Here is a 14,756-nt window from a genome sequence, read left to right as displayed (position 1 = left end):
CGTCTCACTTCTGTTGAGATAAGCACTAGGGGATTGAGAGCAGTATGCAAAGCCTTAACGTAGAACTCGGCGAGCGTAGTTATCCGATAATTATTGGTTCAGGTTTGCTCGGTGACCCGCAATATATCCTCCCTTACATTAAAGGCCGGCAAGTTTGCATTGTTACCAATGAAACTATTGCTCCTCTTTATTTGGCGACATTATTGGAAGGGCTAAAAGGGCTCGATAAAGTGGATGTTGTCAAGCTTCCCGATGGTGAAGCTTTTAAATCACTCGACACAGTGAATCGAATTTTTGATGTGCTGCTGGAAAAGCGTCACAACCGCACTACGACACTAATCGCGTTGGGCGGTGGTGTCGTTGGAGATATGTGCGGTTTTGCTGCAGCCTGTTATCAGCGCGGGGTTAACTTTATCCAGGTACCGACTACCCTGCTGTCTTTGGTTGACTCCTCTGTTGGGGGAAAGACCGGCGTTAACCATCCCCTTGGTAAAAATATGATTGGCGCCTTCCACCAGCCCCGCCTTGTCCTTGCGGATACCGATACCCTTGCCACATTGCCCGCACGTGAATTTTCCGCAGGCCTCGCCGAGGTCATTAAATACGGATTGATCTGTGACAGCCCATTCTTCGAATGGATCGAGGAGAATTTACAAAAGTTATTGGCGCGGGAGCCCGATGCAATGGCTTACGCCATTGAACGCTGCTGTGCTGACAAGGCGAATGTTGTTGCCAGTGATGAACGCGAGAGTGGTCGTAGGGCGATACTGAATCTTGGCCATACCTTCGGCCATGCTATTGAGGCAGTGCAGGGGTATGGCAGTTGGTTACATGGTGAGGCCGTTGCCGCCGGAATGGTTATGGCGCTGGAGTTATCCAGGTTGCGCGGAGATATCGATGCAGAGCTGGTGGAACGGTTGCGAGCGATGCTAGAGGCGGCTGATTTGCCGCAGCAGGCACCGCAGGGCATGACAACCGATGAATTCCTCCAAGTAATGCAGGTGGATAAGAAGGTGCTGGACGGAAAATTGCGTTTGGTGCTGCTAAAGGCACTGGGAGAAGCAATTATTATCGATGATACCCCCAGAAAAATGATTATAAATGCACTGAAAAACTGTGGTGCCGAGTGATAACCCTGCTCTTATTGTCTAAATAATAGGACTGAGTACCAGAAAGGTTAGCTGCTAGAAGATAAGTTTGGTTTTGTTTGATTTGACAGACTAATACACTGCTAAAAGTTGAAAATGTAGTGTTGGACAAGTAATATTGCGCCCCCCCGAAAGGAAAGGCGGGGCAAAAAACCGCCAATAACAACAAAAAAAGCCCCAGCAGAGGGCTTTTTTTATCTCGGGATCTTTTTCCAAGGGACCGCAGGAGAGCGTAGCGCGAAGCTTAAAGTGACATTCGCCCATAACAGGCACTTCTTTTTTTTAAGCGCCAGTGGTCCCCCAATCGATAGCGACGAGGAATTCTATGGGTAGCAGTCTGTATCAGTTGGATGAGTTTAAGGACAACTGCGGTTTTGGTCTGATCGCTCATTTGCACGGTGTGGCAAGTCACAAGTTAGTGCAGACGGCCATTGAATCCCTCACTTGCATGACCCACCGGGGTGGTATTGCCGCCGATGGTAAAACCGGTGATGGTTGCGGTCTTTTGCTACAAAAGCCGGATGCTTTCCTCCGCGCAGAAGCCAAGACCCTGTTTGGTGCTGAGCTGACAGCAACCTACGCAGTGGGATCGATCATGCTCCCACTGGATCACGCCGAGGCCGATAAAGCCCGACAAATTCTCGAAGCTGAGCTGGAAGCTCAGGGCTTAAAGACTGTCGGCTGGCGCACCGTACCGACCAACCCGGAATGCCTGGGCCCCATTGCCCGGGATTGCCTTCCGCATTTTGAGCAACTGCTGATCAACGATGCGGACGAGCCCCTCGGCGAGGCGAAATTCAATGCCCGTCTGTATGTGGCCCGTCGCAAAGCCGAGTTGCGCTTAAGTAGCGAAGTCTATATCGCCAGCCTTTCAACCAGTGTCCTCTCCTACAAAGGCCTGATGATTCCGGCTGATCTGCCTAAGTTTTTCCCAGAACTGGCCGACCCGCGCCTGGAAACCGCGATCTGTGTTTTCCACCAGCGCTTTTCTACCAATACCATGCCCCGCTGGCCCCTGGCTCAGCCATTCCGCTTGCTGGCACACAATGGCGAGATCAACACTATTACCGGCAATCGCAACTGGTCTGTTGCCCGCACCAGTAAATTTGCCACTGACCTGATTCCAGAGCTGAATGAGCTGGTGCCCCTGGTTAACCGTGAGGGTTCCGATTCCTCCAGCCTGGACAACATGCTGGAGATGCTGTTGGCGGGCGGCATGGAGCTGCACCGGGCCGTGCGCATGCTAGTGCCGCCGGCCTGGCAAAATGTTGAAGGAATGGATGCGGACCTCCGCGCTTTTTACGAATATATCTCCATGCATATGGAGCCCTGGGATGGGCCGGCTGGATTGGTGATGACGGATGGCCGCTATGCCGTGTGTACCCTGGACCGCAACGGCTTGCGCCCCTCACGCTGGGTGATTACCAAGGATGACCTGATCACTGTGGCTTCCGAGGTGGGCGTGTACGACTATGCCCCTGAAGATGTTGTGGCTAAGGGCCGCCTTGGACCGGGGCAGATACTGTCGGTGGACACCCAAGAGGGCAAGCTCTACCACACCGCTGACATCGATAATATGCTCAAGCGGGCACAGCCCTATAAGCGTTGGCTCAAGGATAAGGCACGCCGTATCCGCTCTACTTTGGTTACTGCGCCGGTGGACAACAACTTCTCCCACCAGCAATTCAAGGTCTACCAAAAGCTGTTCAGTTCCTCCCTGGAAGAGCGCGACAAAGTCGTCCGGCCCATGGCTGAGGCGGGCCAGGAAGCAGTCGGTTCAATGGGCGATGATACGCCGATGGCGGTTTTGTCCCGTTACAACCGCTCGCTCTATGACTACTTCCGGCAGCAGTTTGCCCAGGTAACCAACCCGCCAATTGACCCCCTGCGGGAAACTGTGGTGATGTCCCTGGAAACCTGCCTGGGTCGAGAGAAATCCGTATTTGAGGAAACTCCAGAGCACGCGGACCGGGTAATCCTGTCTTCGCCAGTACTTTCCCATATGAAGTACACGGCACTCTTATCACTTGATCGCCCGGGCTTCGAAGCGGAGATCTTCGACCTGAACTACGACCCCGCTGAACAGGATCTCAAGTCGGCGATTGAACAGCTCTGCGCCAAAGTTGAGGCCTCGGTGAGGGCGGGGGCTGTGATTGTAGTGCTGTCCGATCGCGATATTCGCGAGGGGCACTTGCCAATCGATGCACTGCTGGCGACGGGCGCGGTGCACCACCACCTGGTACATGCGGGCTTGCGCTGTGACTCCAATGTTGTGGTGGATACCGCCAGCGCCCGCGATGCACATCAGTTGGCCTGTTTGGTTGGTGTCGGTGCCACCGCAGTACACCCGTATTTCTCCTACAGCATTATCAATCACCTGATCGATACCGGTGAATTGCTGCTGGATGCCGCTGAGGCGCAGAAAAATTACCGCAACGGCATTATCAAGGGCCTGTTAAAGATCCTGTCCAAGATGGGCATTTCCACCGTTGCCTCTTATCGCGGCGCACTGCTGTTCGAGCTGGTGGGTATTTCCAAGGATGTGGTGGACCTGTGTTTCCCCGGAGCGCCCACTCGCATAGAAGGTGCCGGCTTCCCCGAGCTGCAAGCCGATATGGCGGCCCGCTCTGAAATTGCCTGGAAAGCCCGCAAACCTGTTTCCCCCGGCGGCCTGCACAAGTTTGTCTACGGCCAGGAGTATCACGCATTTAACCCGGATGTGGTGACTACCCTGCGGCGCGCTGCCAGCACCGGTGACTATGCCGCGTGGCGGGACTACGCGGAGCTGGTTAACCAGCGCCCGGTGGCGACATTGCGGGATATGCTGGACTTCAAGGAGAACATCGAACCGGTAGCTCTGGAAGATGTGGAGCCGGCAGAGCAGATTTTGCGTCGCTTTGATACGGCGGCCATGTCCCTGGGGGCCCTGTCCCCCGAGGCCCATGAATCCCTGGCCCAAGCGATGAATCGCCTGGGTGGGCGTTCAAACAGTGGCGAGGGCGGTGAAGATCCTGCCCGTTTTGGCACTGATAAAGTCTCCAAGATTAAGCAAATTGCCTCCGGTCGTTTTGGCGTAACACCGCACTACCTGGTAAATGCCGAGGTATTGCAAATTAAGGTAGCCCAGGGCGCCAAGCCCGGTGAAGGCGGCCAGCTGCCCGGCGGCAAGGTCAACGAATTAATCGCGCGGCTGCGTTATTCGGTGCCCGGCGTGACCCTGATTTCCCCGCCGCCGCATCACGATATCTATTCCATCGAGGATTTGGCGCAGTTGATCTACGACCTAAAACAGGTCAATCCCGATGCCTTGGTCTCGGTAAAACTGGTATCGCGGCCTGGGGTTGGCACCATTGCTGCGGGTGTTGCCAAAGCCTATGCGGATTTGATCACCATCTCCGGCTACGACGGCGGCACAGCAGCCAGCCCAATTACCTCGATTCGCTATGCCGGGTCGCCCTGGGAGCTGGGATTGGCGGAAACCCACCAGACCTTGCGTGCCAATGATCTGCGCGGCAAGGTTCGGGTACAAACCGATGGGGGGCTGAAAACCGGCCTCGATGTGATTAAGGCGGCAATTCTCGGTGCAGAGAGCTTCGGCTTTGGAACGGCACCCATGGTGGCGATCGGCTGTAAGTATCTGCGCATCTGTCATCTGAATAACTGTGCCACCGGTATCGCCACCCAGAAGAAGGACCTGCGTGACGAGCACTATATCGGCACCGCAGAAATGGCGATGAACTTCTTCCGTTTTGTCGCCGAGGAGACCCGCGAGTGGATGGCCAAGCTCGGGGTGCGCAGCCTGGAAGAGTTGGTGGGGCGTGTGGACTTGCTGCGCGTACTGGATGGCGAAACTGACAAGCAGAAAAAGCTGGATCTCGCGCCTCTATTACATACGGATGAGCTGTTGGACAGCAAGCCGCAAACCTGTCAGTCCGCGACGAATGATCCCTGGGATAAGGGTGAACTGGCGGAGCGGATGGTGGCGGATATCCTGCCTACCATCGAAGGCTTTAAAGGTGGCGAGTTCAGCTACGACGTGACCAACTGTGACCGATCCCTGGGGGCGCGCCTGTCCGGTGAGATCGCCAAGCGCTACGGTAACCAGGGCATGGTTGAAGCTCCGGTGAAACTGCGCCTCAAAGGGGTCGCCGGCCAGTCATTCGGTGTGTGGAATGCCGGTGGTTTGGATATGTATCTGGATGGCGATGCCAACGACTATGTGGGTAAGGGCATGGCCGGCGGCAAGCTGGTTATACGACCGCCGCAAGGTAGCTCATTCGCCTCCCAGGAAACCAGTATTGTCGGCAATACCTGTCTCTACGGTGCCACTGGCGGCAAGTTATTTGCGGCGGGTTGTGCCGGTGAGCGCTTCGCCGTGCGTAACTCCGGTGCCTTTGCGGTAGTCGAAGGGGCTGGAGATCACTGCTGTGAATATATGACCGGGGGTATGGTCGCGGTTCTCGGGCGCACCGGATTTAACTTCGGCGCCGGTATGACCGGTGGTTTCGCCTATGTCCTGGATATGGAGCGGGATTTCTTCGATCGCTGCAACCATGAGTTGATCGAGCTGCGCCGAATCAGCAGCGAAATTCTCGAGCCACACCAGAGTCACCTGCGCGAAGTTATCGAAGAGTATGCGGCGGAGACCCAGAGCGCCTGGGGTGCCGAGTTATTGGATAACTTCGATGATTACTTGAGCCGTTTCTGGCTGGTTAAACCAAAGGCGGCGAGCCTTGCAGATCTTCTTTCCGACGTGCGCAAGCGCGGCGAATAAAGGCGGGGTGGAGAAACAGTATGAAAGACAGACTGAACAACGACTTCCAGTTTATCGACGTAAGTCGCATCGATCCGCCGAAGAAGGACATCATCACCCGCACCGGCGAGTTTGTTGAAATTTATGAGCCTTTCAGCGAGCGACAGGTGGCCAGCCAGGCGCACCGCTGCCTGGATTGCGGCAACCCCTATTGCGAATGGAAGTGCCCGGTACACAACTACATTCCCAACTGGTTGAAGCTGATCAGCGAGGGCAATGTTATTGAGGCAGCTGAACTCTGCCACGAAACCAATACTCTGCCGGAAGTCTGTGGCCGGGTGTGTCCCCAGGACCGCCTCTGTGAGGGCGCATGTACCCTCAATGATGGCTTTGGTGCGGTCACCATCGGCAATGCGGAAAAGTACATTACTGATACAGCCTTCGCCCTGGGATGGCGCCCGGACTTAAGCCATGTTGAGAAAACGGGTAAACGAGTAGCGGTGATTGGTGCCGGCCCGGCTGGGCTGGGCTGCGCTGATATTTTGGTACGCAATGGCGTGCAGCCGGTGGTGTTCGACAAGCACCCGGAAATTGGTGGCCTGATTACCTTTGGTATTCCCGAGTTCAAGCTGGAGAAGTCGGTAATGCAGCAGCGCCGGGAAGTGTTTACTGAGATGGGCGTTGAGTTCTGTCTCAATACTGAGGTGGGTAAGGACATCAGTTTTGAGCAGCTGCTCAATGACTACGATGCTGTTTTTATGGGGATGGGCACTTACAACTACATGAGGGGCGGCTTCCCCGGTGAAGATCTGCCCGGTGTTCACGATGCTTTGCCATTCCTGATTGCCAACGTAAATCGCAATATGGGCTGGGAGCGCGATGCTTCCGAATTTGTTTCGGTTGAGGGCAAGCGCGTGGTGGTTCTCGGTGGTGGTGATACCGCCATGGACTGTAACCGCAGCTCGATTCGATTGGGTGCTAAGAGCGTAACCTGTGCCTACCGCCGCGATGAGGAAAATATGCCCGGCTCACGTCGGGAAGTGGCCAATGCCAAGGAAGAGGGCGTACAGTTCCTGTTCAATCGCCAGCCGGTTGAGATCGTTGGAGATGGCAAGGTGGCCGGGGTTAAAGTGGTTACTACGGAGCTCGGTGAGCCCGATGAAAACGGCCGCCGTCGCCCTCAGGTGGTGCCCGGTTCTGAAGAAATTATCCCGGCGGATATCGTTCTGGTGGCCTTTGGATTCCGTCCCAGCCCGGCGGAGTGGTTTCCGCAGCACAATATTGAAGTTGCCGACTGGGGTGGCGTCGTCGCTCCAGAAAAACAAAAATACAAATTCCAGACCTCCAATGAGAAGGTGTTTGCCGGCGGCGATATGGTGCGCGGCTCCGACCTGGTAGTGACCGCTATCTGGGAAGGGCGCCAGGCCGGTGAAGGTATTCTCGATTACCTGGATATTTAATCGTTTCTGATTTGCAGTGGGGGCACGGTCCCTCACTGCCCAATTATTCCGTGCACATTTGTGCCAGTCCCAATAGGCACCTCGCAATATCTTTGCCACCCTGTGTATAGCGGCCAAGCCCCTGTACAATGCCCGTTTTTTTAGCCCGCTCGGTGTGCCTATGTCTGATACCAAACCGTCCGAATTGAAAAACGACCGCTTTCTTCGCGCCCTTCTGCGCCAGCCAGTGGATCGAACGCCCGTGTGGATGATGCGACAGGCGGGGCGCTACCTGCCGGAATATCGAGCCAGCCGCGCCGAAGCTGGCAGCTTTATGGATCTGTGCCGCAATACTGAGCTGGCCTGTGAGGTAACGCTGCAACCTCTGGAGCGCTACCCGCTGGACGCCGCCATTCTGTTTTCCGATATCCTGACTATTCCCGATGCCATGGGCCTGGGCCTCTATTTCTCTGAAGGAGAGGGCCCGAAGTTCCACAAGCCCCTGCGCACGGCGGCTGATATCGAAGCCCTGGAAGTGGTGAACAGCGAAAAGGATTTGGACTATGTGATGAATGCCGTGTCCACCATCCGCCGCGAGTTGAATGGTCGCGTGCCGCTTATCGGCTTCTCCGGCAGCCCCTGGACGCTGGCGACTTATATGGTTGAAGGTGGCTCCAGCAAGGATTTTGCCCGCTGTAAGGAAATGCTCTACAACCGCCCTGAGCTGATGCACCAGTTACTCACGGTGCTGGCCGACTCTGTTACCGATTACCTGAACGCCCAGATTCGCGCTGGAGCCCAGGCCGTACAGATCTTTGATACCTGGGGCGGGGCACTCAGCCACAGTGCTTACCGTGAATTCTCCCTGAAATATATGCAGAGAATTCTCCAGGGGCTGATTAAAGAAGTCGACGGTCGTCGAGTGCCGGCCATCCTGTTCACTAAGGGAGGTGGTCAGTGGTTGGAAGCAATGGCTGATACTGGCGCTGACGCCCTGGGCTTGGATTGGACGACAGACATTGGCAGTGCCCGCGCCCGAGTGGGAGACAAGGTGGCCCTGCAAGGCAACTTGGATCCAGCTGTTCTCTATGCGAGTCCCGAACGAATTCGCACAGAAGTGGCGGCTGTTTTGAAGTCTTTTGGTCAGGGTAGTGGCCACGTTTTCAATTTAGGTCACGGAATTACCCCCAAGGTAGATCCGAAACATGCTGGAGCCATGATTGAAGCTGTGGTAGAGCTGTCAGCCCAATATCACGCCTAAACGGGTCACTGATCTCTGAGTCTGTGAATGCAGTCTCACTTTGGGCGGGTGAACCTTAATATCTCTCCATGATATAAAGGTGAGCTTGCCCAGAGGACCGAGGATTTTACGCCACGGGGTCTTTCTGGGCAGCTTTTTAGCGTTAACTACAGTTGTCGGCACCTTCCCCAGTGGCAATCGAACAAGCAAAAATTTCTGTCGGTGATTTACAGCGCGGCATGTTTGTCTCCAAGCTCGACAGGCCTTGGACACGCACTCCATTTGCGCTGCAGGGTTTTTATATCCGCGATTTGGAAGAAATCCGCCAGCTACAGAAATACTGCCGGTTTGTTTATGTCGATGTCCACAAAACTGTCGGTAGTGCCGGTGTTACCCTGCGCCGATTGCTCGGAGGCAGCGACACTTCCGCAAGGGGTCGTTCTTCTGGCCGCACAGCGGTCACTATCCCCTGTAAGCCTGTCACTGTTTCCCATAAAAAATACCCCCCTCCGCAGCCGGCGCAACGGGAAGCCAGTAATGCGCGCAAGCTTCACGGCCAGATCCTCTATGGTATGAGTGAAGTGATGGGGCTTGTCGCTAACAACAGGCCCATACCGGTAAAGCAGGTCAACCAAGTCGTTGAGGATTTAGTAGAAAGTGTGTTGCGCAGTCCCGATGCGTTTGCCTGGCTGGCTCGTGTGCGAGATAAGGATGAGCACACTTATAGTCACTCGGTACGTGCCAGTATTTGGGCGGTGCTATTCGGCCGCCATATCGGTCTTTCACGAAGTGATTTACTAAAGCTCGGGGTGGCTACCCTGCTGAAGGATGTAGGCAAGCTGGCTATCGACGGGGAAGTGCTGCAGATGAAGCAGCGCGACCCGCGCAGTGAATTGGAGTATCGAAAGTTTGTGCAGCATAGCGTCAAGATGCTGTCGGCAGACCCACAAATAGATCCGAAGGTTATCGAAGTCATTAGTGCCCACTGCGAGCGTCATGATGGTAGTGGTTACCCTGAGGGCTTGCGCGGTGACAGGATTTCAGTGTTGGCGCGCATGTGCGGAATAGTGACTTTCTATGATGAAGCCACTAACCCAAGAGGTTCCAGTGAGCCGGTAGCGCCATCCCGGGCAGTTGCCAAGTTATATGACCTGCGGGGTATTGCCTATCAAGAACAGCTGGTGGTGGAGTTTATCCAGGCTATTGGCCTCTATCCCACGGGTACTCAGGTAGAGTTGTCCACCGGAGAAGTCGGCGTGGTCGTGGAACAGACCTACGACCGGCGCTTGCGACCAAAGGTAATGATCGTTCTCGATGGGCAAAAACAAACGCTCAGCAGGCCTCGCCTGTGTGACTTGGCTGAAGTTGAGGATCGAGAACAGAAGCTTATCGAGCGTGGCAAGATGAGTGTCGAGGAAAAGGTCAGTATCCTCAGGGATATAGAACCCGGAGCTTACCCCCAGGTGGATGCGGCGAATATTCGCGACAATTATTTATTCCGCGGTGGCCGACTGGGGCAGCTGCTGACGCGCCTGACAAAATAAACGTTCTCTTTTTCAGAGGCGGCAGTTAAAACTGCCGCTGTCCCTTACTAATATCAGTCCTTGCCGGATAATAAATTACCGAAATGCTCACCCATGCGCACGGGCGACTCGGCTTCCAGCTGGTCGAGCCAGCTCACCTGGTCTGCGCCAAATAGCATAATGACGGTAGAGCCCAGCTTAAAGCGTCCCATCTCCTCACCTTTCTCCAAGTGGATGGGTGCCTTATCCAGATAATCTGTGTTGATGACTTTGCGCTGGATAGGAGCGACTTGTCCGGCCCAAACGGTTTCGATACCGGCGACAATCATTGCACCCACCAGGATCATTGCCATGGGGCCTGCTTCCGTATCGAATACGCAGACCAGACGCTCGTTGCGCGCGAACAGGCGCGGAACGTTTTCTGCAGTTACCGTATTTACAGAGAAGAGTTGTCCGGGCACATAGGTCATGCTGCGCAGGGTGCCGGCCATGGGCATATGCACACGGTGATAATCCTTCGGTGACAGATACACAGTGGCGAAGTGCCCGTCATTAAATTGCGCCGCTACCTTGGGATCACCGCCCACCAGTTCAACCAGGCTGTAGTCGTGACCTTTAGCCTGGAAAATACGGCCGTTATGGATCTGGCCCAGCTGGCTGATGGCGCCGTCGGCAGGGCTGGCGAGGGTGTGTTGCCCTTCGATAATGGGACGGGCTCCGTCTACCAGCTCGCGGGTGAAGAAATCATTGAAGGTGCGGTAGGCAGTGCAGTCGCTCTCTTTGGCCTCCTGCATATCCACGCCGTACTTTTCAACAAACCAGCGGGTGAAAGGATCTTTGATCCACTTGAGCTCTGTATTCGCCAACCAGCCGGCAGCGCGGGAGAGTGCGTGCTGCGGCGTTAGGTATTGCAGGGCGGCAAAAAGTTTAGGGTTCATAAATCTACGTCTTTTCTCAATGTATCTACTGCTGTATCGGAGTATTGGGCAAATTGCCCCACTCACTCCAGGAGCCTGGATAAGCGCGAATATCAAATCCCAGGGACTTGCCCACTAACCAGGTAAAAGCGGAGCGGTGATGGCTTTGGCAGTGGGTGACAATCTTGTGAGAGCTATCAATTCCCTGTGCAGCGAGGAATTCGCGGGCATCAGATCTAATGCGCAGATCTTTTTGCGGATCCATCAATTGGGTCCACTCGCAATTGATTGCTCCCGGGATATGACCGCCCTTCATGGCCAGGACCCGCTCACCGCGATATTCCTGGGGTGAGCGAGCATCCCAAACAAGGAATTCATCATTGCCCAGTTGATCCTGGATTTGCTGGGCGTCCATCGCAGCTGTGCTGTTGACGGTGATTTGAATATCACTCGGCTCAATATCCGGTGCCTCGGTAGTGAGAGGAAGGCCGGCGCCTCGCCAGGCCAACATGCCACCATTCAAGTAGCTGTAATTGCGGTGGCCTATCATTTCCAAGGTCCACAAAAAGCGCCCAGCCCAACCGCCACCTTCGTCATCACAGGCGACCACATGTTGTTCCGGCTTCAAGCCGATAGCTTGAAAAATCTGGGTCAGCTGTTCGATACCGGGAAGTTTGCCCGGTGCGGGCGCGGTGCCAGCCATCAGCGCCTGGAACGGCAGATGAATAGCACCTGGAATATGGCCGTTGAGGTAATTGTGGGGTGAGCTGAGGTCTACAATCAGCAGTTCTTCGCGCTCAAGCTGAGTCGCGAGCTCTTCCGCTTCGATGATCAGTTTCAAAACTTGTTCTCCGATTCCAGGCTGTTGCGCAAATGCAGAAAACTATTCATGCGACGCTCGCTAATTTTTCCATCGGTCAGTGCCTTCTGGATAGCGCAACCGGGTTCGCCCTGGTGGCGGCAGTCGCGAAAGCGGCAGTGCCCGATAAATGGTCGGAATTCGACAAAACCTTCCAGTAGAGCGGCCTCCTCCATATGCCAGAGTCCAAACTCGCGAATCCCGGGGGAGTCTATCAGATCACCCCCACTGGACAGGTGAAACAGTTCCGCCGCAGTGGTGGTGTGAGTCCCCTTTTGGGTTGCCTCTGATAGAGCACCGGTGCGGGCGCCGGCACTGGGAAGCAGTGCGTTGACCAGGGATGACTTGCCCACCCCGGACTGCCCTACAAAAACGCTACATCCCTGTGCAAGGGTTTCCAGCAGCTCCGGCAGGCCCTCGCCAGTTTTGGTAGATAACCGTAAAACCGGGTAGCCGAGCTCCGGGTAGGGGGCAAGTAGCTCCTCCAGTGAATCGCGATTACGCTCATCAATCAGGTCGGTTTTGTTGAGCAGCAGCATGGGTGCTATGCCGGTGGTCTCTGCGGCTACCAGGTAGCGGTCTATGGCATTGGCAAAAGGTTCGGGGTAAGGGGCGATAACGATCAATATGCGATCGATATTGGCTGCAACAGTTTTCAGGTCGCCGTAGCGATCGGGTCTTTGCAGCTCGGAATTGCGCGGCAGGCGCGCGCCGATAACACCAATGCCCCCATCGCTGTCTTCGCTGGCAGGGTGCCAGGCAACGCGATCGCCGGTCACCAGGGTTTCGATATTGGCGCGCAAATGGCAGCGCTGGCGCAGGCTCGGATCACTCTCGCTCTCCACTAAAACCTGTGTGCCATAGTTGGCGATAACCAGGCCGATCTGTTCCTGCTCCAGTTGCCCCTCTTCCAGGGCCTCTTCGGCAGATTGCTCACGCTTGCGGGCGCGGGCTTCACGTTCCTGCTGGATTTTGTTGATACGCCACTGTTGGCGGCGATTTAATTTGCGTTTACTCATGCACTAGCACCTGGAGACTAGCGGCGGATTATAGCTATTGCAGGGTAGTTGCGGTAACTTGCGCGGAAAGTTTGAGGAGACCCGTTGTGGATCAGAACAACCTGATCTGGATTGACCTGGAGATGACAGGCCTGAATCCGGACAAAGAGCGCATTATTGAAATTGCCACAGTCGTGACGGATTCACGCCTGGAGATTCTCGCCGAGGGTCCCTCAATGGTCATTCACCAGAGCGATGCCTTGCTAGATGCAATGGATGAATGGAATACCGAACAGCACGGTGGTTCCGGGCTGGTAGCTCGGGTCAAAGAATCCAGTATTTCCGAAAGGGACGCGGAGAGGGAGACCCTGGAGTTCTTGCGACAGTGGGTCCCTGAGGGAGCATCTCCCATGTGTGGCAACTCTATCGGCCAGGATCGCCGGTTCCTGGTGAAATATATGCCGGAGTTGGAGTCCTATTTCCACTATCGCAACTTGGATGTCAGCTCGGTGAAGGAATTGGCTCGTCGCTGGCGCCCGGAGGTTTTGGGTGGAGTTAAAAAACACAGCAGCCATTTGGCGCTCGACGATATCCGCGATTCTATTGAGGAATTGCGCCACTACCGCGAGACTTTTTTCCGCCTCTGACCCCCACTCCCGATTAGCCAGCGGGCTTGCGTTTGATTTTACGCTTGCGCCTGCGCCCGCTGCGCAACCGCTCCAGCGCCCAATCGATATGCTCCAGAACCAGGGGCGTGGCGCCGGCGCGCGCACTCTCCAGGGTATTGATGACTTCGGGCGTGGCCTCCCCATTGCCTAAGGCAACAGCCAGGTTGCGCAGCCAGCGCTCGTGGCCGATTCGGCGAATGGCCGAACCCTCAGTCTTGCGCAGGAACTCCTCTTCGCTCCAGGTAAACAACTTCAGTAGCTCACCATTGTCCAGTCCGTGTCGGGGATGAAAATCTTTTTCCTTGGTGGGCTTGGCGAATTTATTCCAGGGGCACACTATCTGGCAGTCGTCACAGCCGTATATTCGGTTGCCGATGGGCTCGCGAAATTCCTCAGGGATTGGGCCTTTGTTTTCAATAGTGAGGTAGGAGATGCAGCGCCGCGCATCCAGGGTGCGGTCATCGATGAAGGCATCGGTAGGGCAAACCCTGAGGCAGGCGACACAGTCGCCACACTGATCATGCTCCTCGCTGATATCTATGGGGAGTGGCAAGTTGGTGTAGATTTCGCCGAGGAAAAAGTAAGAGCCGGCGGTCGAATTCAGTACCAGAGTATTTTTACCAATCCAGCCCAGGCCGGCCTTGGCTGCCAGGGCCTTCTCCATTACCGGGGCGCTGTCGGTAAAAGCCCGACCTTTCGATTCAATGCCCCGCTCGGCGCAATAGGTATCAATTTGCTTTGATAGATTGGCCAGGCGTTTGCGGATCAACTTATGGTAATCGCGGCCATTCGCATAGCGGGATACATAGGCCTTACTCGAATCCTTCAACACTTTAATCGGCTGGGTGTCCGGCGGCAGGTAGTCCAGACGCACGCTGATTACCCGCAGTGTTCCCGGCTCCAATAATTCGGGGCGCCAGCGTTTCTCACCGTGAGCGCCCATCCAGTCCATGTCAGCGTGATAGCCCGCATCAATCCAGGCGCGCAGGCGTTCCCCTTCCTCCTCCAGCTGGCAATCGGTAATACCCACTTGTTGGAAGCCCAGTTCTCTGCCCCAAATTTTGATCTGTTGGGCTAAGTCGGCGAGCAGTGATTCGGTCATAGATAAAGCGGCTCGATATTCCCTGCAAGCACAATGCCTGGCCGGGGCGGTATACTTTGCGGTTGGCGCAAACGATGGCGATGTAATTGCCTATTTTGCCACAGATGAA

The 14,756-nt window shown here is 55.4% G+C and carries 10 protein-coding genes; 6 read left to right on the top strand and 4 right to left on the bottom strand.

The window, feature by feature from the left end; translation table 11 throughout:
* Positions 1-44: 44 nt before the first annotated feature.
* The 5 genes from aroB to ACJJIZ_RS01240 all read left to right on the top strand — a co-directional run bounded on the left by aroB (position 45) and on the right by ACJJIZ_RS01240 (position 10,124).
* Positions 45-1,130, top strand: coding sequence for a 3-dehydroquinate synthase (gene aroB / locus ACJJIZ_RS01260; RefSeq protein ID WP_444914971.1), 1,086 nt, complete (start codon positions 45-47; stop codon positions 1,128-1,130).
* Positions 1,131-1,473: 343 nt separating this feature from the next.
* The gene (gene gltB / locus ACJJIZ_RS01255; protein ID WP_444914970.1) at positions 1,474-5,922 is read left to right on the top strand and encodes a glutamate synthase large subunit; all 4,449 of its coding nucleotides are present in this window, start codon (positions 1,474-1,476) and stop codon (positions 5,920-5,922) included.
* 20 nt (positions 5,923-5,942) lie between these two features.
* Entirely contained in the window at positions 5,943-7,361 is a 1,419-nt protein-coding gene (locus ACJJIZ_RS01250) for a glutamate synthase small subunit GltD family protein (RefSeq protein WP_282930294.1), read from the top strand.
* 160 nt (positions 7,362-7,521) lie between these two features.
* Entirely contained in the window at positions 7,522-8,601 is a 1,080-nt protein-coding gene (gene hemE / locus ACJJIZ_RS01245; RefSeq protein WP_108731435.1) for a uroporphyrinogen decarboxylase, read from the top strand.
* Between the two features lie 170 nt (positions 8,602-8,771).
* Complete coding sequence (locus ACJJIZ_RS01240; protein ID WP_444914969.1) at positions 8,772-10,124, top strand: cyclic di-GMP phosphodiesterase; 1,353 nt, start codon at positions 8,772-8,774, stop codon at positions 10,122-10,124.
* A 53-nt stretch (positions 10,125-10,177) separates the two neighbouring features.
* Here the strand turns inward: ACJJIZ_RS01240 and asd are convergent, their stop codons facing one another.
* The 3 genes from asd to rsgA are packed head-to-tail and all read right to left on the bottom strand — an operon-like array spanning position 10,178 to position 12,898.
* Complete coding sequence (asd, locus tag ACJJIZ_RS01235; protein ID WP_444911946.1) at positions 10,178-11,041, bottom strand: archaetidylserine decarboxylase; 864 nt, start codon at positions 11,039-11,041, stop codon at positions 10,178-10,180.
* A 25-nt stretch (positions 11,042-11,066) separates the two neighbouring features.
* Positions 11,067-11,861 (bottom strand): sulfurtransferase, encoded by a 795-nt coding sequence (locus tag ACJJIZ_RS01230; protein WP_444914968.1) that lies wholly within the window; start codon positions 11,859-11,861, stop codon positions 11,067-11,069.
* Positions 11,858-12,898 (bottom strand): small ribosomal subunit biogenesis GTPase RsgA, encoded by a 1,041-nt coding sequence (gene rsgA, locus ACJJIZ_RS01225; RefSeq protein WP_444914967.1) that lies wholly within the window; start codon positions 12,896-12,898, stop codon positions 11,858-11,860. The genes ACJJIZ_RS01230 and rsgA overlap by 4 nt, the downstream gene beginning before the upstream one ends.
* Before the next feature lie 86 nt (positions 12,899-12,984).
* On the opposite strand from rsgA, the gene orn reads away from it, so the two are divergent.
* Positions 12,985-13,524, top strand: a complete 540-nt coding sequence (orn, locus tag ACJJIZ_RS01220) for an oligoribonuclease (RefSeq protein WP_444914966.1) — start codon at positions 12,985-12,987, stop codon at positions 13,522-13,524.
* 13 nt (positions 13,525-13,537) lie between these two features.
* Here the strand turns inward: orn and queG are convergent, their stop codons facing one another.
* Positions 13,538-14,647, bottom strand: a complete 1,110-nt coding sequence (gene queG / locus ACJJIZ_RS01215) for a tRNA epoxyqueuosine(34) reductase QueG (protein ID WP_413664092.1) — start codon at positions 14,645-14,647, stop codon at positions 13,538-13,540.
* Positions 14,648-14,756: the final 109 nt, after the last annotated feature.

It is taken from the genome of Microbulbifer maximicatervae (SeqCode) (genome assembly GCF_052467225.1).
This window is presented reverse-complemented; position numbering and strand designations above follow the sequence as displayed.